This is a genomic window from Nonomuraea sp. NPDC004702, from assembly GCF_053601695.1.
In genome coordinates this window covers 177,786-196,815 of the sequence record NZ_JBSGCE010000007.1, presented here as the reverse complement: position 1 = coordinate 196,815, position 19,030 = coordinate 177,786, and the positions used below count along the sequence as shown (strand labels likewise).

The 19,030-nt window shown below is 69.9% G+C and carries 20 protein-coding genes; 9 read left to right on the top strand and 11 right to left on the bottom strand.

Annotated elements, in window-relative coordinates; genetic code table 11:
* The first annotated feature begins 3 nt into the window (after window positions 1-3).
* Genes ACWEJ6_RS12335 through ACWEJ6_RS12325 form a run of 3 tightly spaced genes read left to right on the top strand, consistent with a single transcriptional unit; the run spans window position 4 to window position 2,824 of the window.
* Window positions 4-540 (top strand): TlpA family protein disulfide reductase, encoded by a 537-nt coding sequence (locus ACWEJ6_RS12335; RefSeq protein ID WP_387667416.1) that lies wholly within the window; start codon window positions 4-6, stop codon window positions 538-540.
* Window positions 537-2,363 carry an ABC transporter ATP-binding protein gene (locus tag ACWEJ6_RS12330; protein WP_452423413.1) on the top strand — a complete coding sequence of 609 codons (1,827 nt, stop codon included), beginning with the start codon at window positions 537-539 and terminating at the stop codon, window positions 2,361-2,363. The genes ACWEJ6_RS12335 and ACWEJ6_RS12330 overlap by 4 nt, the downstream gene beginning before the upstream one ends.
* Window positions 2,360-2,824: a S26 family signal peptidase gene (locus ACWEJ6_RS12325; RefSeq protein WP_452423411.1), complete on the top strand. Its 465-nt coding sequence runs from the start codon at window positions 2,360-2,362 to the stop codon at window positions 2,822-2,824. The genes ACWEJ6_RS12330 and ACWEJ6_RS12325 overlap by 4 nt, the downstream gene beginning before the upstream one ends.
* A gap of 27 nt (window positions 2,825-2,851) precedes the next feature.
* Here the strand turns inward: ACWEJ6_RS12325 and ACWEJ6_RS12320 are convergent, their stop codons facing one another.
* The gene (locus ACWEJ6_RS12320; protein WP_452423409.1) at window positions 2,852-3,724 is read right to left on the bottom strand and encodes a PASTA domain-containing protein; all 873 of its coding nucleotides are present in this window, start codon (window positions 3,722-3,724) and stop codon (window positions 2,852-2,854) included.
* On the bottom strand, window positions 3,721-4,221 hold the full coding sequence (locus tag ACWEJ6_RS12315) for a SigE family RNA polymerase sigma factor (RefSeq protein WP_452423407.1): 501 nt from the start codon (window positions 4,219-4,221) through the stop codon (window positions 3,721-3,723). The genes ACWEJ6_RS12320 and ACWEJ6_RS12315 overlap by 4 nt, the downstream gene beginning before the upstream one ends.
* Before the next feature lie 251 nt (window positions 4,222-4,472).
* Between ACWEJ6_RS12315 and ACWEJ6_RS12310 the strand changes: the two genes are divergently transcribed.
* Window positions 4,473-4,937 carry a GNAT family N-acetyltransferase gene (locus ACWEJ6_RS12310; protein WP_452423406.1) on the top strand — a complete coding sequence of 155 codons (465 nt, stop codon included), beginning with the start codon at window positions 4,473-4,475 and terminating at the stop codon, window positions 4,935-4,937.
* Between the two features lie 175 nt (window positions 4,938-5,112).
* Here ACWEJ6_RS12310 and ACWEJ6_RS12305 read toward each other — a convergent pair whose 3' ends face one another.
* The gene (locus tag ACWEJ6_RS12305; protein ID WP_452423404.1) at window positions 5,113-5,727 is read right to left on the bottom strand and encodes a TetR/AcrR family transcriptional regulator; all 615 of its coding nucleotides are present in this window, start codon (window positions 5,725-5,727) and stop codon (window positions 5,113-5,115) included.
* A gap of 136 nt (window positions 5,728-5,863) precedes the next feature.
* On the opposite strand from ACWEJ6_RS12305, the gene ACWEJ6_RS12300 reads away from it, so the two are divergent.
* The gene (locus tag ACWEJ6_RS12300) at window positions 5,864-6,085 is read left to right on the top strand and encodes a hypothetical protein (protein WP_397159398.1); all 222 of its coding nucleotides are present in this window, start codon (window positions 5,864-5,866) and stop codon (window positions 6,083-6,085) included.
* Window positions 6,082-7,647, top strand: coding sequence for a carboxylesterase/lipase family protein (locus ACWEJ6_RS12295; RefSeq protein WP_452423402.1), 1,566 nt, complete (start codon window positions 6,082-6,084; stop codon window positions 7,645-7,647). The genes ACWEJ6_RS12300 and ACWEJ6_RS12295 overlap by 4 nt, the downstream gene beginning before the upstream one ends.
* 134 nt (window positions 7,648-7,781) lie before the next feature.
* Here the strand turns inward: ACWEJ6_RS12295 and ACWEJ6_RS12290 are convergent, their stop codons facing one another.
* The 3 genes from ACWEJ6_RS12290 to ACWEJ6_RS12280 all read right to left on the bottom strand — a co-directional run bounded on the left by ACWEJ6_RS12290 (window position 7,782) and on the right by ACWEJ6_RS12280 (window position 10,347).
* Entirely contained in the window at window positions 7,782-7,991 is a 210-nt protein-coding gene (locus ACWEJ6_RS12290; protein ID WP_452423400.1) for a hypothetical protein, read from the bottom strand.
* A 110-nt stretch (window positions 7,992-8,101) separates the two neighbouring features.
* On the bottom strand, window positions 8,102-8,425 hold the full coding sequence (locus ACWEJ6_RS12285) for a M14 family zinc carboxypeptidase (RefSeq protein ID WP_452423398.1): 324 nt from the start codon (window positions 8,423-8,425) through the stop codon (window positions 8,102-8,104).
* Between the two features lie 95 nt (window positions 8,426-8,520).
* Window positions 8,521-10,347, bottom strand: coding sequence for a S8 family peptidase (locus ACWEJ6_RS12280; RefSeq protein WP_452423396.1), 1,827 nt, complete (start codon window positions 10,345-10,347; stop codon window positions 8,521-8,523).
* Window positions 10,348-10,735: 388 nt separating this feature from the next.
* Between ACWEJ6_RS12280 and ACWEJ6_RS12275 the strand changes: the two genes are divergently transcribed.
* A complete protein-coding gene (locus ACWEJ6_RS12275) occupies window positions 10,736-12,226 on the top strand; it encodes a M4 family metallopeptidase (RefSeq protein ID WP_452423394.1) in 1,491 nt (496 codons plus the stop codon).
* A 260-nt stretch (window positions 12,227-12,486) separates the two neighbouring features.
* Entirely contained in the window at window positions 12,487-12,738 is a 252-nt protein-coding gene (locus tag ACWEJ6_RS12270; RefSeq protein ID WP_452423392.1) for a S8 family serine peptidase, read from the top strand.
* 86 nt (window positions 12,739-12,824) lie between these two features.
* On the opposite strand, the gene ACWEJ6_RS12265 is transcribed toward ACWEJ6_RS12270, so the two are convergent.
* Window positions 12,825-14,036, bottom strand: coding sequence for a helix-turn-helix domain-containing protein (locus ACWEJ6_RS12265; RefSeq protein ID WP_452423390.1), 1,212 nt, complete (start codon window positions 14,034-14,036; stop codon window positions 12,825-12,827).
* A gap of 447 nt (window positions 14,037-14,483) precedes the next feature.
* On the opposite strand from ACWEJ6_RS12265, the gene ACWEJ6_RS12260 reads away from it, so the two are divergent.
* Window positions 14,484-14,606, top strand: a complete 123-nt coding sequence (locus ACWEJ6_RS12260; protein ID WP_452423388.1) for a hypothetical protein — start codon at window positions 14,484-14,486, stop codon at window positions 14,604-14,606.
* 116 nt (window positions 14,607-14,722) lie between these two features.
* Here ACWEJ6_RS12260 and ACWEJ6_RS12255 read toward each other — a convergent pair whose 3' ends face one another.
* Genes ACWEJ6_RS12255 through ACWEJ6_RS12240 form a run of 4 tightly spaced genes read right to left on the bottom strand, consistent with a single transcriptional unit; the run spans window position 14,723 to window position 18,974 of the window.
* Window positions 14,723-16,066 (bottom strand): alpha-L-fucosidase, encoded by a 1,344-nt coding sequence (locus tag ACWEJ6_RS12255; RefSeq protein ID WP_387667426.1) that lies wholly within the window; start codon window positions 16,064-16,066, stop codon window positions 14,723-14,725.
* Between the two features lie 10 nt (window positions 16,067-16,076).
* Window positions 16,077-16,898: a carbohydrate ABC transporter permease gene (locus ACWEJ6_RS12250; RefSeq protein ID WP_452423386.1), complete on the bottom strand. Its 822-nt coding sequence runs from the start codon at window positions 16,896-16,898 to the stop codon at window positions 16,077-16,079.
* The gene (locus ACWEJ6_RS12245; RefSeq protein WP_357980176.1) at window positions 16,888-17,724 is read right to left on the bottom strand and encodes a carbohydrate ABC transporter permease; all 837 of its coding nucleotides are present in this window, start codon (window positions 17,722-17,724) and stop codon (window positions 16,888-16,890) included. Before ACWEJ6_RS12245 ends, ACWEJ6_RS12250 begins: the two co-directional genes overlap by 11 nt.
* Complete coding sequence (locus ACWEJ6_RS12240) at window positions 17,721-18,974, bottom strand: ABC transporter substrate-binding protein (protein ID WP_452423383.1); 1,254 nt, start codon at window positions 18,972-18,974, stop codon at window positions 17,721-17,723. The genes ACWEJ6_RS12245 and ACWEJ6_RS12240 overlap by 4 nt, the downstream gene beginning before the upstream one ends.
* Window positions 18,975-19,030 lie beyond the last annotated feature (56 nt).

Genomic DNA, 19,030 nt, shown 5'->3' with positions numbered 1-19,030 from the left:
CCCGTGACCCCATTGCTGATCGTCTCGAGTCTGTTGTGCGTGTTGTGCCTGGCGGGCCTGGTGCTGATGCTGGGGTTGGCCCGGCGGCTGCAGGAGCACGGCAAGCTGCTCGACGCCCTGGACGAGGTCGTCGAGCAGCGCGGCGGGCCCGGCGGGAAGGGGCTGGCGGCCGGTGAGGTGGCCGGCGCGTTCGACGTGCGGACGGTCGACGGCGACCGCGTCGCCCGCGACCTGCTGCCCGAGGGCGCCGTGGTCGCCTTCCTGTCCTCCGACTGCGGCCGGTGCCGGACCGAGCTGCCCGAGCTGGCCTCCTGGGCGGCCCGGCAGGACCGGTCGCGGGTGCTCGTGGTCGTGGACGCCGAGCCGCTGGCCCGCACGCTCTCGCCGGTGGCCCAGGTGGTCGTCGAGCCGGACGGCGGGCCGGTGACCGGCGCGTTCCAGGTGGACTCCTTCCCCAGCTTCTTCCAGGTCGCCGCGGGAGGCGGTGTCCTGGCGCGCATCCGCGGCGTCGCCCAGCTGCCGGCCGGCTCGGCGGCATGACGGACGGGCCGGGCCCGCGCGTCCTGGCCGCGTGCGCGGTGCGGGGCGTCGGGCTGGTGTGGCGGGCCGCGCCGCTGTACGTCCTGGGGTACGTCACGGTCACGCTGGTGAGCGGCGTCACCCCGGTCGTGCTCGCGTGGCTGACCAAGGCGGTGCTCGACGGCGTCGCCACTGGGCGGGTCGCCTCGCTGCTCTGGCAGGCGGTGGCCGTCGCGGCCGTCACGACGCTGGCGGCCGGCGCCGCGCAGGCGGCCCAGTACCTGCGGGCCGAGGTCGACCGGCAGGTGTCGGTGCGGGCCAAGGCCGAGCTGTTCGCCGCGGTGTGCGGGTTCACCGGGCTGGCCAGGTTCGAGAGCCCGACCTTCCTGAACCGGCTGCGCATGGCCCAGCAGAGCGCCAGCAACCCGGGCAGGCTGGTGGACACCGCGCTCTCGACGACCAGCAGCGTGATCACCGTCGCCGGGTTCGTCGGGTCGCTGGTGGTGATCAGCCCGGCCTTCACTGGGCTGGTGCTGCTGTCGGCGGTCCCGGCGCTGCTGATCGAGCTGCGGCTGGCCCGCCAGCGGGTGGACATGATGTGGCGGATCGGGCCGGCCGAGCGCCGGGAGATGTTCTACGCCCACCTGATGTCCACGACCGACGCGGCCAAGGAGATCCGGCTGTTCGACCTCGGGTCGTTCCTGCGGCTGCGCATGCTGGGCGAGGCGTGGACCGCCATCAGGGCCCGCCGGACGATGGACCGGCGCGAGTTCGGGATGCAGGCGGGCCTGGCGGGCGCGTCGGCGCTGGTCGCCGGGGCCGGCATGGTGTGGGCGATCCTGGCGGCCGGACAGGGGCGGCTGAGCGTGGGCGACGTGGCGATGTTCGTGGCGGCCGTAGCGGGCGTGCAGGCGGCGCTGAACGTCACCGTCTCGGCCGGGACGATGGCCCACGAGCAGTTGCTGACCTTCCACCACCACGTCACGATCCTGGACTCGGGCCCGGGGCTGCCCTCGCCCACGCGGCCCGTCCCGCTGCCGGCGCTGCGCCGCGGCGTCGAGCTGCGCGACGTGTGGTTCCGCTACAGCGACGAGCACCCGTGGGTGCTGCGCGGCGTCGACCTGTTCATCCCGTACGGGCACACGGTCGCGCTGGTCGGGCGGAACGGCGCCGGCAAGAGCACGCTGGTCAAGCTGCTGTGCCGGTTCTACGACCCGACCCGCGGCTCGATCCTGTGGGACGGCGTGGACATCCGGGACGTGGCCCCCGGGACGTTGCGCGCCCGCATGGGGGCGGTGTTCCAGGACTTCGTCTCCTACGAGCTGACCGCGGCCGACAACATCGCCGTGGGCGACCTCACCGCGGAGGGCGATCGCGACCGCCTGGAGCGCGCCGCCCGCGAGGCCGGCGTCCACGACGCCCTCTCCGCCCTGCCGCACGGCTACGACACGATGCTGAGCCGCGAGTTCGCGCCGGAGCAGGACGAGGAGGAGGACGGCGTGCTGCTGTCCGGCGGGCAATGGCAGCGGCTGGCGCTGGCCAGGGCCTTTCTGCGGCGCGACGCCGACCTGATGATCCTGGACGAGCCGAGCGCCGGCCTCGACGCCGAGGCCGAGCACGAGGTCCACCGGCAGCTCGCCCGCCTGCGGGCCGGACGGACCAGCGTCGTCGTCTCCCACCGGCTCGGCGCGATCCGCGACGCCGACGGCATCGTGGTGCTCGGCGACGGCGTGGTCACCGAGCTGGGCACGCACGGCGAGCTGATGGCCCTGGACGGCACGTACGCCCGGCTGTTCACCCGGCAGGCCAGCGGCTACCGGGACGACGTGGAGGTGCCCGGATGATCCTCACCGGCCTGGCCGCCGGGGTCGGGGCGATCGTGCTCGGGCTCGCCTGGCTGCGGCGCGCGTACGTGGTGGTGACCGTGGAGGGGGAGAGCATGCTGCCCACCTACCGGCCCGGGGAGCGCGTGCTGGTGCGCAGGACCGGGCCGCGACGGCTGCGCACCGGCCAGGTCGTCGTCCTGGCCCGGCTCGTGGAGGCGGCCGAGGACGGGCAGGCGCGCTGGATGATCAAGCGGCTCGCGGCCGTCCCTGGCGACCCCATTCCCCGCGCGACCGTGCCCGCCCTTCGCGCCGCGCCGGGAACGCGCGTCCCGGACGGCCATCTCGTCGTGCTGGGCGACAACCCGCGGCGCTCGCTCGACTCCCGCCGCACCGGCTACCTGACCGCCGACCGGCTGCTCGGCGTGGTGCTGCGCAAGGTCGAGAGCACGGACGCCCCTCGGGTCCCGCGCGCACCATGATCGGACGAGCGCCGCTCCGGGCGCGCGTCACCGGGCCGGGCGGACGCCTTTCGCGATCTTCCTCAGCTCACTCATGGCGTCGATCTCCTTGGCGTACTCGGGGCCGATGAGCACCTTGACGGCCAGGTCCTTGCGGAGCTTCCAGGTGACCGTGGGCGTGCTCGGGCCGCCGGCGGCCCCCGAGTCGCCGTCCCTGGACAGTCGCGCGGGCCTGCCGTCGAGGTCCACCGTCTCGGTGTGCGGTTCCGGCCGGAAGTCGTACAGGGCGTCCGCGGACGCGCCATGGGCCACGATCACCTGGACGGCGTAGCCGCCCTGCTGGAGGCCCGGCCTCCGGAAGCTGGTGGTGTAGCTCTTGCCGGGGCCGACCACGTCGTCCTTCGACCATTTGCCCCATTCGAGCCCGTCCGGCAGGTAGGTGAGCTGGATGCCGCCGAACTTCCGCCCGTCGCCGAGGTCACCCAGGGCCTGCGGCGTCGGCGCGGGCGGCAACTGGACATGCAGCGTGACCGTGCTGCCCCGCCCGACGACCTGGCCGGCAGCCGGTTCCTGCGTGCCCACCAGGCCGTTGTCGCTCCGCATCCCGGCGAGCGCGACCTTCAGCCCGGCGTCGTGGAGCGCCTTGGCCGCCTCGCCGGCGCGCCGGCCCGTCACGTCGGGCACGGTCACGTCGTCGCGGATCACGACCTGGTTCGGGCCGTTGTCGGCGGGTTCGCCGGGATTCAGCATCACCGGCGCGGTCACGGCCACGGCCGCCGTGACGATCGCCGCTCCCGCCACGCGGAGCCTGGTCACGCGGGCGCGGTGCCCCCGGCGTACGGCGCTGCCCAGTCCGGGCCCGGCCTGAACCTCGGCGACGTGCGCCGCCATGGCGTCGGCGAGGTCGTCCTCGATCGTCATCTCGTCACTTCCCTTGCGACATCCATGTTCTGGCGGATCCTGACGAGCCCGCGCGCGGCCTGGCTCTTGACCGTCCCGGCCGAGCAGCCGAGCAGGGCCGCGGTGGCCTGCTCGGACTGGTCCTCCCAGTAGCGCAGGACGAGCACGGCGCGCATCCTGGGCGGCAGCCTGCGCAGCTCACTGATGAGGGTGTCGCGCAGGTCCAGGTCGGGAGAGTCGGCGGCGGTCTCGGGCGGCCGGGCGAACATGATCTCCTGGACGACCCTGCGCCGCCGCGCCCGGCTGATCGCCGCGTTCACGACGACCTTCCTCGCGTACGCCTCGGGGTTGTCGTGCCTGATCCGAGGCCAGTTCCGGTAGACCTTCTCCAGCGCGTGCTGGACCAGGTCCTCGGCGTCGTGCCGCGTCGCCCCGCACACCAGGATCGCGGTACGCAGCAACGAGGTGCTTCTGGTGGCGAGGAAGTCGTCGAAGGCAGCCTCGTCGTCATCTGTCATCAGTGAAGGTCCCCTTTCGCCCTCCCTAACGCGCGAGCCCGCCCGGAGGTTGAGTGCCTTCCCGAAGAGTCGAGGTCGGGCGACGACGCCGTCCGCGCGCAGGGACACCGGCTCCGGCGGCGACAGGCACTCAAGCGCGCCTGCGCGCTGGGATACCGGTGGCCTCGGTGATCAGGTGACGCCGGCTGCCGGCCAGGTCTGGGGTATCCCTGCACCATGAGGGATCTTGTCAGGAGAGGAAGATCGCGCCCATGAACACCGACAACTTCAGTGCACTGTCTGTTCGAGCCGGGGGAGCGGTCGATGCCGAGGCCCTCGTGATCCTTGATTCCGTCGCGAGATCCGATGGTGGCGAGCGGCGCGGCAGCATCGAACGTTGGTGTCGCGACGGGTCCGTCCTTGTCGCCGGCACTCCGGCCGGGCTGGTCGGCTATTGCGTCGTTGAGTACACCTTCTTCGAGCAGGGGTTCGTGACGATGCTCATGGTGGCTGAGCCGGCCCGGGGGCATGGCGTTGGCGAGAGGCTCCTGCGCGCTGCAGCAGCCTCATGCCGGACCGCGAAGCTGTTCACCTCGACGAACCTGTCCAACCATCCCATGCAGCGACTGCTCCAGCGGGTTGGCTGGCAGCCGGTAGGGATGGTGCACGGCCTCGATGAAGGCGATCCTGAGGTGTTCTACCTCTGTACTTCTCCGAGCACCGAAGGTGCGGAGTGATTCCGGACAGTGCACGGATGTGCTGGGCGTTGGCGGGCGCACACCTTGAGCGGGGCGTCCTGACGGCCTCGGAAGACAGGTGGGACGTGGCGGTGCACCAGGCGGAGGTGATCGGCCGCTTCGATGATGGCGACCTCTGACGATCGAGTGGCGCCGGTCCCGGCCTCCTCCACCGTCACATCCTCGACGTGGTGGTGCTGAAGACGCGGGCAAGCTGGTGGTCGATCATGGCTACGGCGTCCTCGGCGGACCGCTGCCTCAGCAGAACGCTCGACTGCATCCCCTCGGCGCCTGCCACCAGGAACGCGGCCTCGGCCGCGGCGTCGATGTGCGGGGGCACCTGACCGGACTCCTGCCCTTGCACGAGCAGGCCGGTGACCAGGTTCTCCAGCGCACGCGGTGCGTCCTGGGCGACCTTGGCCAGGGCAGGGTCGGTCAGGAAGCGGACGAAGTAGGCGGCGTACACCAGGTGCCGGCTGCGTCGTTCCTCGTCCAGCGGGAGCAGCTCGCACAGCACTCCGCGCACGACCGCGTGCATGCCGGGCGCTTCGCCGAGCTTTGCGAGGCGTTCGCGGGCCCGCTGCTCGGCGTCGTCGTTGAGGATCTCCAGCGCGCCGAGCAGCAGCTCATCGCGGGTGCCGAAGTAGTACTGCAGCAGCCGGGCGGAAACCCCCGCCTCCGCGGCGACCTGCCTCAGGGTGACGTCTTCCAGGCCACCGCGGGTGGCCAGGCGCCAGACGGCTTCTGCGATCTGGCGGCGGCGCTGGTCGTGGTCCACCTGTCGTGGCATGCCATCCTTCCTCGCGAAACGTTTGTGGTGCGATCGTACCAAGTCCGGTGTTATGGTTCGATCGCACCACAAACCGTGGAGGGCGTGTTCACGCCTGCCGTCACTGCCCTTCGGGGCGATGGGAGACAAAGCGCACATGAAGCACGTCACCGTGCTGATCATTGGCATGCTGCTGCTGGTCCTGGGAGCGCAAGGTGCCATCCGGCTGCTCGCCGACCATGACAACGCCGGGCTGCTCGCATGGCTGCCCGGTGGATTCGCGGTCTGGCTGGCGTGTTACGCGGTGGCCGCCGTCACCGGAGCCTTGCTGGCCGGCTGGGGCAGCAAGAAGGCAAAGCAGAGCGGCCACGGGCGATGACCGGCCGCACTCCGGCGCCGGCCGCGATCGTCGCCCTGCTGGCAGCCGCATGGACGCTCGTGGCGGGCGGCACCACCGCCCATGCCGGCGACATCTCCGGCCCGGTCGTCATGACGGCGTCGGGCAAGGTCCAGGGCACGAATCAGAATGGGGTCCGCCGCTTTCGCGGCATCCCGTACGCCGCCTCGCCCACCGGAGAGCGGCGCTGGCAGCCACCCCGGCCGGCGGGTTCCTGGACCGGCATCCGCGACGCGACGAAGGCGGGACCGGCGTGCATGCAGCCGGAGGCGCCTGACATGCCGAAGGGCACCCCGCAGAGCGAAGACTGCCTGACCCTGGAGGTGACCACACCCGTCCGGCCCGGCAAGGGGCGGCCCGTCATGGTCTGGGTGCCCGGCGGCGGTTTCATCACCGGCGCCGGCTCGATCTACGACCCGGCCCGGCTGGTCAAGGCCGGCGACATCGTGGTCGTGACGGTCAACTACCGGCTCGGCGTGTTCGGCTTCTTCGCCCATCCCGAGCTCGGCGAGGCCGGCAACTTCGGCCTGCAGGACCAGGTGGCGGCGCTGCGCTGGGTGCGCGCCAACATCGCCGCGTTCGGCGGCGATCCCGGCAAGGTCACCCTCGCCGGAGCCTCGGCCGGCGCGATGAGCACCTGCACCCTCATGACCTCACCGGCCGCCCGGGGCCTGTTCCACCGGGCGATCGTCCAGAGCGGGTCGTGCCGCACCAGGCATCCGGCCGGCGCGATGGGCGAGGGCATGCCCGCGATCTCCTCCTGGCACCCGCTCAGCACGATCCAGGGAGCCGGACAGGCTCTGGCCGGGCAACTGGCCTGCGCCGACGTGTCCTGCCTGCGCCGCAAGAGTGCCGGCGAGCTGCTGCCGCACACCGCCGGGTTCCCGCTGCTGGCCTACGGCACCAGCCTCGTCCCGCAGGAGCCGGCCAAGGTCTTCGCCGCGGGCAGGCAGGCGGCCGTACCCCTGCTCCAGGGCGACGTCCGCGACGAGCACGTCGAGTTCGCCCTGGCCGTCTACCCGCACGGCATCACCGCCCGCCAGTACCCGGCCATGCTCACAACCGCCTTCGGAGCGGCCGCACCACGTGTCGAGCGACGCTACCCGGCGCGACGCTTTCCCTCCCCCATCGCGGCGGCCGGCCGCGTGTTCAGCGACAGCGGCTGGATCTGCCCCTCCTGGAAGTCCGGCCGCGAGCACGCCAGGAAAGCGCGCACCTACGCCTACGTCTTCACCGACCCGTCCGCGCCCACCCCCAGCGGACAGCCCTTGCCCGCCCACGTCCGCCCCGCCACCGCGCACGGAGCCGAGACCTTCTACCTGTTCGACTTCCCCGACAGCTCAGGGCTCACCGCCGACCAGCGGCGCCTGGCCGACCGGATCGTCGGCTACTGGACGCGGTTCGTCCGGACCGGTGACCCCAACGGGCCGGGCAGCACGACCTGGCCCCGTCTCGACGCCGCCGACCGCGCGCTCAACCTCTCTCCTGAGTCGGTACGCCCGATCGACATGAAGAACGCCCACCACTGCGGTCTCTGGTTTTGACGGCCGGGTAGGCCCACGAGCGTTTGATCAAACGACGATGCCAGGCCAACAGGGTGCCGGAGTGACCAGCCGATGAGCTCGCAGCACTGTCTTGTTCAGCTCCGACCGGCGCGGCAAGTTCTCGGACCGGCCCTCTACGGCCCCATGCCCACCACCACTTGAGCCATTGTCAGCTGGCTCTGAGCGGTGGCGCAGTACTGTGCTTCCTTGCCGATCGCGCGGTACACGCAGTCGGCGTACTCGGCGAGCATCAGGAGCGCCTCCTTGTTGCGGGTTGTCTGCGGCACGATCTGCTCGTCGGGTGGGTGGAAGCCGCCGCCGGAGCAGCACCAGGTCGGGTACATCTCGAACGGTGTAGGCAAACACGCTGTTCTGGTCGACCGACATGTCGGTACCCGTATCCGCCTACTTGGAGTCGTACGGCCACAGGATCAGCTCGGAGTATGAGTGCAGGTCAGCATTGATCCTGATCTGTTGCACTCCGCCAATGCGGCGGCTGAGGACGAAGTCGCGCAGGCGCTGCGCTCGGGCGCTGAGAACGCCGACGCGCCGCGGTAGTCCTCCGCGGACCTCGTGCTGCTTTCAGCATCGGGATGATCCAGAACTCGCGGGTGTTCACCAGGTTCGCGATCCGCCTGTCGGACGGGTAGGAGCCGGTGAGCAGGTTCGCCAGGTACAGCGCCTGCTCCACCGTGATGTGCTCGCGGGCGTGTTGGTCCGCGTTGACCAGCACCTCCGGCTCGTTCTCGTCCGTGCCGACGTTGTCGGAGATCTTCACGCCGTAGATCGTCCGGTCTTGGCACGGTTGTGCGTCGGGCGCGGGCGGTGAAGGCCGCCCACGCCCGACGTCAGCTGCTGATCGAGGGATGTCCGTCAGGCGCCGCTGGTGCCCAGGTTGAGCTTCCAGGAGTCGATGAACCCGGCCACGCCCTGTTTGGCCATGTCACGGGTGAGCAGCTGCCACGTGCCGTTCGCCGTCTCACCCGACAGGTTGAGCGTGTAGACCTTGTCGATGTTGACGACGGATATGCCCGTACGGTTGTGCAGCGTGTACACCGTCCCCTTGGGCGAGACCAGGGTGACGATCAGGTCGCTGATCTCCCCGTGCTTGATGTGCACCTCCGCCGTGCTCGCCCCAAGTGTCCCCGAGCAGCCGGAGACGGTTACCAGGCTCTGCGCGGCTTTCTGACTGCTTCCTTCGGCGATCGGTACATCGGTTCCGTTGGTCACCGAGCAACCCGGACGGGCGCTGACGGTCAAGGTGAAGGAGGCGTTCTGGGCGTGGACGGTGCCGACGCCGACGACGGTGAACGCATAGGTGCCCGGCGGCGTCGCCGACGTGGTCGTGATGCCCATCGTCGAGGTCGCGCCGGAGGTGACCGTCGAGGGACTGAAGCTCGCAGTCGCGCCGGGGGGCAGTCCGGTGACCGACAACGAGACCGGTTCGGAGCCGCCGACGGTCGTGGTGGTGCTCACGGTCGCCGACAGCGTGCCGCCGATGCCGACCGTGCCGGAGCCGGGTGTCACCGCCATGGCGAAGTCCTGCGAAGGCGGCTGGACGTTGCTCACGTTCAGCAGCCTGTTCGGGGAACCGGCGCCGGGGTCGGTGACGGCGTTGTAGACGGCGGTGTTGACGACGAGCTTGTCGCGTACCTGTTGCGGGGTGAAGCCGGGGTTGGCGGCCAGGACGAGCGCGGCGGCTCCCGTCACGTGCGGTGTCGCCATGGAGGTGCCGCTGATGGTGTTGGTGGCGGTGTTCGAACCGATCCACGCCGACGTGATGTCGCTGCCAGGGGCGAAGACGTCCACGCATGGGCCGTAGTTCGAGTACGAGGCGCGCGCATCGGCGTTCGTGGTCGCGCCGACGGTGATCGCGGCTGGCGTGCCGGCCGGGCTGAACTCGCAGGAATCGGCGTGCGCGTTGACGGCCGCGACGGCGAAGACCACGCCGTCGTCGATCGCGCCGGTGATCGCGTCGTTCAGAGCCTGGGAGAAGGGGCCGCCGAGGCTCACGTTCGCCACGGCCTTCTGCCCGGCGGCGTGGTCGGCGGCGACCCAGTCGACGCCGGCGATGACGTCCCCGTACGCGCCCGCACCGTTGCAGCCGATGACGCGGACGCCGACGAGGGTGACGCCTTTGGCCACCCCGTAGGAGGAACCGCCCACGGTCCCCGCGACGTGGCTGCCGTGCCCGTGGCAGTCGGTGGCGTCCTTGGCCCGGTCGAGGATGTTGATGCCCGAGATCGCGCGTCCACCGAAGTCCTGGTGGGTGAAATTGATGCCGGTGTCGATGATGTACGCCTTCACGCCCGCGCCGTTGTTCCCGTACGTGTAGGAGTTGTCCAGCGGCAGGGCTCGCTGGTCGATCCGGTCCAGGCCCCACGACGGGGTCGGCGACTGGGTTGCCTCGATCGAGATCGTCCGGTCCTGTTCCACATAGGCCACGGCCGGATCCGCCGCGAGCCGCTTGGCGGCGTTCTCCGACATGCCGGCGGAGAAGCCGTGCACTGCGCTGCCATAGGTCCGTTTGACGCTCCCGCCGTACCGGGTGGCGAGGCCCCTGGCCGTCGCGGCAACGGCCTTCACGCCGACCGCGTCCTTGAGGACCACGATGTACGAACCGGGAACCGCGGCCGGGTCACCGGCATGCTGGATCCGGCCGCTCGGCTCGGCCTGCGCGGCCTGGCCGAACGTGGTCATGGAAGCAAGCACGGCGATGAATGCGGTGACCGCGGTGACCGCCAATCTGGGTAATTGACGCTTGGGTGTCATGCCACTCCTAGGGTGCGCATGCCACACCGCCATGATTCGACGAGTGCATGGCGGTGTGGCAGCCGCCGGCTATTCCGGCGGATGTCGTCAGGTGCACGAAGGTTCGGACAGGCCATTGGCGAGGTCAAGGCTCCCAATGCCGCTCTCCGGCCCTCCGCGGGAATACTCCCGCAGGTCAGCATGGTGAATACGGCTGAATAACGCCCACTGTCTCCGAGCAGTCCACATGAGCTCGGCAGATCTATAGCCTCTCCACCAATCGAACATTCCATGTCCCGCCGTGACCTCGCGGGTGAACACGAAGGAAAGGAACACCATGCGATTAGGCAAGGGCGCGAAAGTCGCCGGCGCATTACTCGTCGCCTGCAGTGTCGTCGCCACCCTCACCGTTCCGGCCGCGGCCAGACCCGCTCCACCGAACACACCGGCGGCCGTCCTGGCCGACAAACCGGCTTTCCTGCACGCGAGTACGCATGACCGCTTCGTTCAACGGTCGGCGACCGACTTCGAAGGCATGAGGTTCCTGGTCTATGACCGGACCTACAAGGGCCTGAAAGTTGTCGGCGGCCAGTTCGTGCTCGTCACCGACCGCACCGACAGGGTGATCGACGAATCGGTCGCGCAGACCAGGAGCATCGGCGATCTCTCGGTCACCCCGAAACTCAGCGCGGCGGACGCAGAAACGGCCGCCAAAGGTCAGCTGACCTCGGTGAGCGCGGTCGAGGGTACGAGGCTGGCTGTCAGGGCTGTTGGTGACACGCCCCGGCTTGTGTGGGAGACCACGGTCACCGGGACCGGCACCGAAGGCCCCAGCAGCCTCACTGTCCAGGTCGACGCCCTGACCGGCGCGGTCCTCGACAGCCAGGAGCACATCCACTACGACGTTGGCAACTCCGGCTGGAACGGCACCGTCTCCCTCGACACGACGTTGTCAGGCGGCGTCTACAGCATGGACTCGCCGAGCACCAAGAACATGCCCTGCCAGGACTCGGCCACCAACGTCACGTTCTCGGGCCCCGACAACGTGTGGGGCAACGGTGACCCCGCCGACCGCGAAACCGGGTGCGTGGACGCGCTGTACGGAGCCCAGGGTGAAATGCGGATGCTGAAGGAGTGGCTCGGCCGCGACGGCATCGACGGCAGCGGGGGCGCCGTACCGATCCGCGTCGGCCTCCAGATGGTCAACGCCTTCTACCAGGACGGCAAACAGGTCCAGATCGGGCACAACAAGCTGAACGGCCAGTGGATCGGTGACATCGACGTCGTCGCCCACGAACTCGGCCACGGTGTCGATTACCAGACCGGCGGCGGCCTGTCCGCGTGGGGGACCGCGGAGTTCATCGGCGACGCGTTCGGCGCTGCCACCGAGGTGTACCTGCGGGGCAAAACGGACTGGCTCGTCGGCGCCGGCGTCAACCTCCGAGGCGACGGCGCTCCCATCCGCAGCATGTACGACCCGCCGCTGAAGTGTTACGACGGCGGGTACTACGAGGAGCACTACGCCGCAGGTGTCGGCAACCACTGGTTGTACCTGCTGACCGAGGGATCCAACCCGACCAATGGCCAACCGGTCAGCCCGACCTGCAACGGCAGCACCACCACCTCAGGGATCGGCATCAAGAACGCCATGAAGATCATCTACATGACGATGCTGTCGAACGCCTGGAAGTCCAACTACATGACCTACCGCGCCGGGACCGTCAAGTCGGCCAAGATTCTCGACCCGACGGGTGCGCTGTGCCGCGCGACCAAGGCCGCATGGGACGCGGTCTCCGTCCCGGTCCAACCAAGGGAGGTCACCTGCTGAACAAGCGTGGGGCGGCTCCGTGAGGGGCCGCCCCACGGCGCGCGAAGCATCCTTTGCGGACACCTGGAAGGAGCCGGACGATGAGACGGCCAGCCGGCCTTGGCCACATTCGCGGCGATCATCGTCGCCGCCGCTCCAACCACCCCGGCCCAGGCGGCACCCGCCGAGGCCGCACGTCGACTCGCCGTCGATCCCGCCGTCGACTACGTGCAGGCGAACCAGACGATGTCCCTCACGGGCACCGAGTCGCCCGTGCCGTCGTGGGCCTGGACCGGATCGACCAGCGGGCCTTGCCGCTGGACAACTCCTCCACGTACGCGAACACAGGCACATGGATGGCGGCGCCACACGTGGCAGGTGCCGCAGCGCTCCTCCTGGCGGCCAACCCCGGATTCACGCCACAGCAGGTACGTGACCACCTCGTCGACAACGCCACCCCGAACGTGGTGACCAACGCGGGGACCGGTTCACCGGACAGGCTTCTGCACATCGCTCAGGCACCGATGCTCTGACCGCCGACCCGACCGGGGACCAGGTCGAAGCCGTCTCGCGCCGCCGGTGCAGGTGGGCCGGCCCGCCGGGGAGATGTCCAGTGTGGTCACCCAGTCCTCAGTCTGTCGTGGAGGGCGATGACCGCGGCCAGCTTGCGGGCGCGGGGTGGGACGGCGGCGAGTACTGCCTTGGCGGTGACGTTCACGCTTTCGAAGCGCACGGTGGCGTCCGTGTCGTCGAGCACGCTGGTGGCGCACGCGATGCCTTCGGTGATGTCGCCGTCGATGACCAGGCAGCGCGCGCGGTGCAGCAAGATCCTGGCCCGATCGCGGGGCATGTCGGTGTGGTAAATGCCCAATGCGCGGTCCTGAGCGGCGTAGGCGGCCGCCGTGTCGCCGCAGGCGGTGTGCACGTGAGACTCGGTATACCGCAGCCGGACCTCCGGCCAGCCGAACAATGACCCCCGATCGTCGGCAACCGCGGCGGGCACACGTTCGGAGAGCCTGGCCAGTTGCCGCAACGTCGTCACGGCCGCAGGATCGCCGAGGTCGGCTTGGGTCTGGGCGAGCCCGCTCAGCAATGCGCATGACGCACAGTCCGGGACGAGGTGCTTGCCGAGCCGTTCACGGGCCAGGGTGAGGCTCTCGACCGGTCGTCGGTTGATATAAGGCCCGTTGGCCACCGCCCACGCGCGCACCCACACCTGCGCGGCCGGGTCCTCGGACTGGTCTGCGGCGTCGATGGCGGTGTGCCACCAGCGGCGGGCTTGGCGGCGCTCGCCCAGGTTCGACCACGCATACGCGGTGACGCCGGCCAGATATCCCGCGGAGCGCAGCAGTCCGCGCCGATCGGCGTCGGCGCCGTCGGAAATGTGTTTCTTGAGCACGGCGGCGTCGGCGAGCACATCGCGCAGCATTTCCGTGGGCGGTGCGAGATAGTGGCTGGCGCCGTAGTCGGCGATGGCCTGCTGCCACCACTCGGCGCGGGAGCGGCGGCCGACCGCGTCGTGCAGACCGGCGCGGACCGACTCGGCGGCGGTCAGCGCGGGAACGGTGCTGCCCAGCGGACCGGCAGCGGCATCGCGCAACAGTTCCGACACTTCGCGGAACTGCACGTCCTCGCCTCCCGCCTCCAGGACGTGGCCCTTGTCAGCCAGCGCGCGCCGGTATGCCTCCACCACGGGCGCAGTGGCCGCCCGGTCGCCGCGCTCCACATTGGACAGATGACTGTACGAGATGCTGGTGCGGCGGGCCATGCCCCGCATCGAAATCCCCGCCCTCACCCGTGCGGCGCGCAGGGCCTGCCCACTGATAAGCATGCCAGCCTCACTTACCCGAATATCCCGGTTTGAATATGGCTGAATATCACTCGCTCGCTATAGAGGTGACCGCAGCGGACGGACGGTGGTCAAGGGCCAAGTTGCACGCCCTCGTTGTGCACGTTATGGACACCGGCTCGACAGTTCAAGGCATTCCATCCCAGTGATCCCTTTCATTCTCAGGATGCCTGAGCAACGCGATGGTTCTGGGCAACGGCGATGGCTTGCCGGGAGCCCTTCGCAGCGGCAGACGTGGTAATTGCCGGCGCCGGGAATGTAATGCTCCGTCGCGGCGTGGGGCGGCCCGTCGTTGGTGATGGCGAAGATCTCCTGTGTCGCCTCCCGGAACGCTGTCGTGCCGCCCGTCAGAAACAGGGTCTCGGCGTGGACGGCCTGGTGAAGCAGGCTGCTGTGCTTCGGATTGCTTCGCACGGAGGTCTTCAGCCCGTGGTCGCTCTCGCGCCCGCTGCCACCAGGAGCGGGCGCACCGTCGTGGTCGACGCCGGGACCATGACGGCCGCCTACGGCCTGCTCCAGGTCATCGTCGCGCTCCCCCAGAACGGGCCGTGAGCAGACGAGGGCGACCCGCCCGGCGCAGGGGCCGCCCCCCGAGCGCCGGCCCCCCTACCTCCAGTCCCGTCAGCCTTCCACGCCGGTGGTGCGGTCGCGGCCCATCGTGTCCCCGTTCAGGCGCCGGGCGCCAGCCTGAGGACGGCGGCCGGCAGCCCGCGCAACGCCTCGGGGACGACGACCCCGCCGGAACGGTCCACCGCGGCCGGGCCGTCACCCCAGGTGGCTCCGGCCCGCGCCCGTTCGACCAGGTCGCCGGCGAGCGTCAGCCGTCCCGCGGCCGGGTCCAGGGCGATCACGTGGAGGGCGCCGTCGGGGGCGGCGGTGTAGCGGACCGGGTCGCCGACGGGCTCGGCGTGCCGGACCCACGGCCGGGTGCCGTAGATCGCCTCGCCGTGGGCCGCCAGCCAGGCGCCCAGGTGGCGCAGCCGTTCGACCTGGGACTCCGGCAGTGAGCCGTCGGCCCGCGGCCCGATGTTGAGCAGCAGGTTGCCGTTCTTGGCGACGGTGTCGACCAGCAGGTGGACGAGCTCGTCCGGCCGGACGAGATGGCGCTCGTCCTCGGCCCGGTTGAAGCCGAACGACTGGCCGAGCCCGCGCGTGGCCTCCCACACCCACGGGGAGGTCTGCTGCTCGGAGACGTACTCGCGGGTGCGCGAGCCCAGGTGCGGCACGCCCCAGCGATCGTTCACGATGCCCTCGGGCACCCGCTCGTAGTAGTGCTCGAACAGCGCCTGCAGGCTGTGCGGCCCGGCCGCCTTGCCCGAGTCGGGCCAGTCGATGTCGTTCCACAGCACGTCGGGGGAGTGCCGGTCGATCAGCTCCATGGCCTGCTCGAAGCAGTAGCGCGCGAACGCCTCGTCGTTGCGGCGCAGCGTGAACAGGTCCGTCATCGACTGGATCGGCGGGAAGTCGGACACGTGCCAGTCCAGCGCACCGGAGTAGTACAGGCCGAACCGCAGGCCCGCCGCCCGGGCGGCGCGGTCCAGCTCGGCGATCAGGTCGCGGCGGGGGCCGCGGCGCGCGCTGCTGAAGGCCGTGGTGGCGGTGTCCCACAGGCAGAACCCGTCGTGGTGCTTGGCCGTGGGCACGACGTAGCGCGCGCCGGACCCCGCGATCAGCCGCATCCAGGCCGCCGGGTCGAACGCCTCCGCCCGCCAGGAGTCGGCCAGGTCCTCGTACGGGGTGCCGACCCCGTACTCCCGCTCGTGGAAGGCGCGGGCGGGCGAGCCGGGGATGCGGACGGTGTTGGCGTGCCATTCGGCGTACTGGTGGTGGCTGAACTCCAGCTCCACGGGCACGTGCTCGCCGGGCAGGCGGGCGGTCGCCCACGCGGGCACCGAGTACAGGCCCCAGTGGACGAAGACGCCGAACTTGGCGTCCCTGTACCAGTCGGGCACGTCCCTCGCCGGGTAGTCGGCGCCCAGGTCGGGGCCTACACGGCGGTCGAAAAACAGCACTATGGTCCTTTCAGCGGCCGGCGAGACCGGCGGTGGCGATGCCCTTGACCAGATGCTTCTGAAGGGCGAGGAGGAGCAACAGCGTCGGCAGGATGGACACGATGGAGGCGGCCATCACCAGATGCCACTGGTTGCCGTTCTGGCCGAAGAACAACTGCAGGCCGAGCGGCACGGTGCCGCGCTCGGTCACGTCGTTGATCATGATGAGCGGCCACAGGAAGCTGTTCCAGTAGTTGATGAAGGTGAACACGGCCAGCACCCCGAGCGCGGGCCTGGCCAGCGGCAGCATGATGGACAGGAAGATCCGCACCTCGCTCGCGCTGTCGATGCGCGCCGCCTCCTGCATCTCGCGTGGCACCGAGCGGAAGAACTGCCGCAGCAGGAACGTCCCGAACGCGGTGAAGGCCCACGGGAAGATCAGCGACTGGTAGCTGTCCACCCAGCCGAACTTCTGCATGAGGATGAACATGGGCACGACCAGCACCTCCTGCGGCACCATCAGCGTGGCCAGGAACAGCAGGAAGACGCCGTCCCGGCCGCGCCAGCGCAGCGAGGCGAAGGCGTAGGCGGACAGGGCGGAGGCGGCCAGCACGACCAGCGTGCCCACGCCCGCCACCAGCACGCCGTTGAGGATGTAGCGCTGGAACGGCACGTACGTGAACACGTCGCCGAAGTTCTGCCACCGGATCCGCGAGCCGACCAGCGACCCGGGATCGCTGAACGTCTCGCCCGCCGGCTTCAGCGCGGTGGCCACCGCGAAGACCAGCGGATAGAGGAAGGCCAGCGTCACCGCCGCCAGCAGCATGTGGGAGACGACGGATCTAACTCTCATAGTGCACCCACCGCCTCTGGCCGAGGAACTGCGCGGCGGTCACGAGCAGGATGATCGCGAACAGCACCCACGCGCCCGCCGCCGCCAGCCCGAGCTCGCGCGACTGGAACCCGGCCTGGTAGACGGTCATGACGAGCGTCTCCGTGGCGTTGCCCGGCCCGCCGGCCGTGAGGATGTACGGCTGCGTGAACACCTGCAACGAGTTGATCACCGTCATCGTCGTGGCGAAGAACAGCGCCGGCGAGATCAGCGGGAGCTGCACGCTGACCAGCTTGCGCAGCCCCGTGGCCCCGTCGAGCGAGGCCGCCTCCAGGACCGACGGCGACATCTCGTTGATCGCCGCGGAGAAGACGATCAGGTTGTACCCGAACCCCTGCCAGACGCTCATGGCCACCACCGACACCAGCGCGGTGCGCCCGTCGGCCAGCAGGTTCGGCTCGGTGCCGACCATCTGGAACAGCAGCTTCCAGATGACCGCGTTGGCCACCATCGGCGTGATCGCCGGGATGAAGAACAGCACCCGCCACAGGTTCTGCCACCGCGACCTGCTGATCCAGAACGCCAGCGCCAGCGCCAGGACGATGTTGAGCGGCACGTACAGGCCGGTGAAGACGAACGTGTTGCGCAGCGCGGACAGGAAGGCCGGGTCCTCGCCGAACAGGTAGCGGAAGTTCTCCAGGCCGATGAAGCTGCTCCCGCCCAGCATCGGCCAGTCGAAGAAGCTCATCACCACGGCCATGCCGACCGGGAACAGGGTGAACAACCCGAGGCCGAGCACGCTGGGCGTGGCGAACCCCAGCGCGCTCCACTGCTCTCGTGACCTCACTGCCCGCGCGCCCCCTGCTGCTGGATGGTGGCGAGCGCCTCCTTGGCGCCGCTCGCGCCGGTGTAGACCTGGAGCAGGTGCTGGGCCATGAGCTTGGTGACGTCGTCCCAGTTCTTGGTGGTGAACAGCGGCACGCCGCCGGCCACCGCCTCCTTGACCGCCGACACCGCCGCCCGCACGTCGTCGGCCTTGTCCTGGTTCTTACCGACCAGGAAGTTCTCGTACGCCGACTGCTCGGAGGTCATCGCCGGGAAGCCGCGCCCCTCGCCCGCCAGGTACGCCTGCGCCTGCTTGCCGCTGAGCACGGAGACCGCCTTGACCGCCTGCTCCTTGTACGGGCAGCCCTTGGCCACCCCGAACCCGGAGTTGGCCACGTACGTCTTCGCACCCCCGGACCCGGCGGGAAGCTGGGTGATGCCCACCCGGAACTTGGCGCTCTTGATCGTGGACCCGATGTTCCAGGAGCCGTCGACCGCCATCATGGCGTTGCCGTTGACGAACTGCGTCTCGCCCCAGCCCAGCTCCGCCGACCCGGCCGGCACGCTGGCCGCCTTGTTCCCGGCCAGGCCCGCGTACCAGGTGGTGGCCGCGACCATGGGCTCGCTGTCGAGCTGCAGCTTCACGTCGTCGGTGACCGGCTTGGCGCCGTTGTAGGACAGCAGCATCGACAGCAGGTGCAGATCGGAGAAGGACATGCCGAACCCGTACTTGCCGCCGGTGGTCAGCTTCCTGGCGGCCTGCTCGAAGTCGGCGGTGGTCCAGCCGGGCTTGGGCTCGGCCAGGCCGGCCTTGGCGAAGGCGTCCTTGTTGTAGTAGAGGAGCATCGGGCCCAGGTCGTAGGGGAGGGCCAGCTGCCGGCCGTTCATCTTCAGCGCGTCCAGCGCCGCGGGGGCGAAGCCTTCGGGAGCGGTGAGGGGTTCGAGGAGATCGGCGTAGGCGCCCAGGCGCAGGCTCTGCATGGAGACCAGGCACGGCTGCTCGCCCGCGGCGAACTCGGTCTGCAGCTTGGTGAAGTAGGCGTTGAAGGGCGCGGTCCGCAGGTTGATCCTGATCTTCGGGTCCTGCTGGGTGACCATCTTGGCCAGGTGGTCGAGCTGGGCCTTCTCCTCCTCGCTGCCCGCCCACATCTCCCAGTCGAGGGTGACCGTACCGTCGTCCTGTTGGGCGCCGCCCGCCGTGCCCGCCCCGCCGCCGCCGCACGCGGTGACGCCGGCGAGGAGTACGAGCCCCGCGGCCAGGAGTGCCTTCATGGGGGGACCTCCGTCAAGGTATATTTTTCGGGGTCGAATTTATTATTGATGCGGAA

What these genes read in the sequence shown, in the direction of transcription:
- ACWEJ6_RS12330 (WP_452423413.1), top strand. Translation starts at nt 537, where the DNA reads ATGACGGACGGGCCGGGCCCGCGCGTCCTGGCCGCGTGCGCGGTGCGG.
- ACWEJ6_RS12325 (WP_452423411.1), top strand. Translation starts at nt 2,360, where the DNA reads ATGATCCTCACCGGCCTGGCCGCCGGGGTCGGGGCGATCGTGCTCGGG.
- ACWEJ6_RS12320 (WP_452423409.1), bottom strand. Translation starts at nt 3,724, where the DNA reads ATGACGATCGAGGACGACCTCGCCGACGCCATGGCGGCGCACGTCGCC.
- ACWEJ6_RS12315 (WP_452423407.1), bottom strand. Translation starts at nt 4,221, where the DNA reads ATGACAGATGACGACGAGGCTGCCTTCGACGACTTCCTCGCCACCAGA.
- ACWEJ6_RS12310 (WP_452423406.1), top strand. Translation starts at nt 4,473, where the DNA reads ATGAACACCGACAACTTCAGTGCACTGTCTGTTCGAGCCGGGGGAGCG.
- ACWEJ6_RS12305 (WP_452423404.1), bottom strand. Translation starts at nt 5,727, where the DNA reads ATGCCACGACAGGTGGACCACGACCAGCGCCGCCGCCAGATCGCAGAA.
- ACWEJ6_RS12300 (WP_397159398.1), top strand. Translation starts at nt 5,864, where the DNA reads ATGAAGCACGTCACCGTGCTGATCATTGGCATGCTGCTGCTGGTCCTG.
- ACWEJ6_RS12295 (WP_452423402.1), top strand. Translation starts at nt 6,082, where the DNA reads ATGACCGGCCGCACTCCGGCGCCGGCCGCGATCGTCGCCCTGCTGGCA.
- ACWEJ6_RS12290 (WP_452423400.1), bottom strand. Translation starts at nt 7,991, where the DNA reads ATGTACCCGACCTGGTGCTGCTCCGGCGGCGGCTTCCACCCACCCGAC.
- ACWEJ6_RS12280 (WP_452423396.1), bottom strand. Translation starts at nt 10,347, where the DNA reads ATGACCACGTTCGGCCAGGCCGCGCAGGCCGAGCCGAGCGGCCGGATC.
- ACWEJ6_RS12275 (WP_452423394.1), top strand. Translation starts at nt 10,736, where the DNA reads ATGCGATTAGGCAAGGGCGCGAAAGTCGCCGGCGCATTACTCGTCGCC.
- ACWEJ6_RS12265 (WP_452423390.1), bottom strand. Translation starts at nt 14,036, where the DNA reads ATGCTTATCAGTGGGCAGGCCCTGCGCGCCGCACGGGTGAGGGCGGGG.
- ACWEJ6_RS12250 (WP_452423386.1), bottom strand. Translation starts at nt 16,898, where the DNA reads ATGAGAGTTAGATCCGTCGTCTCCCACATGCTGCTGGCGGCGGTGACG.
- ACWEJ6_RS12240 (WP_452423383.1), bottom strand. Translation starts at nt 18,974, where the DNA reads ATGAAGGCACTCCTGGCCGCGGGGCTCGTACTCCTCGCCGGCGTCACC.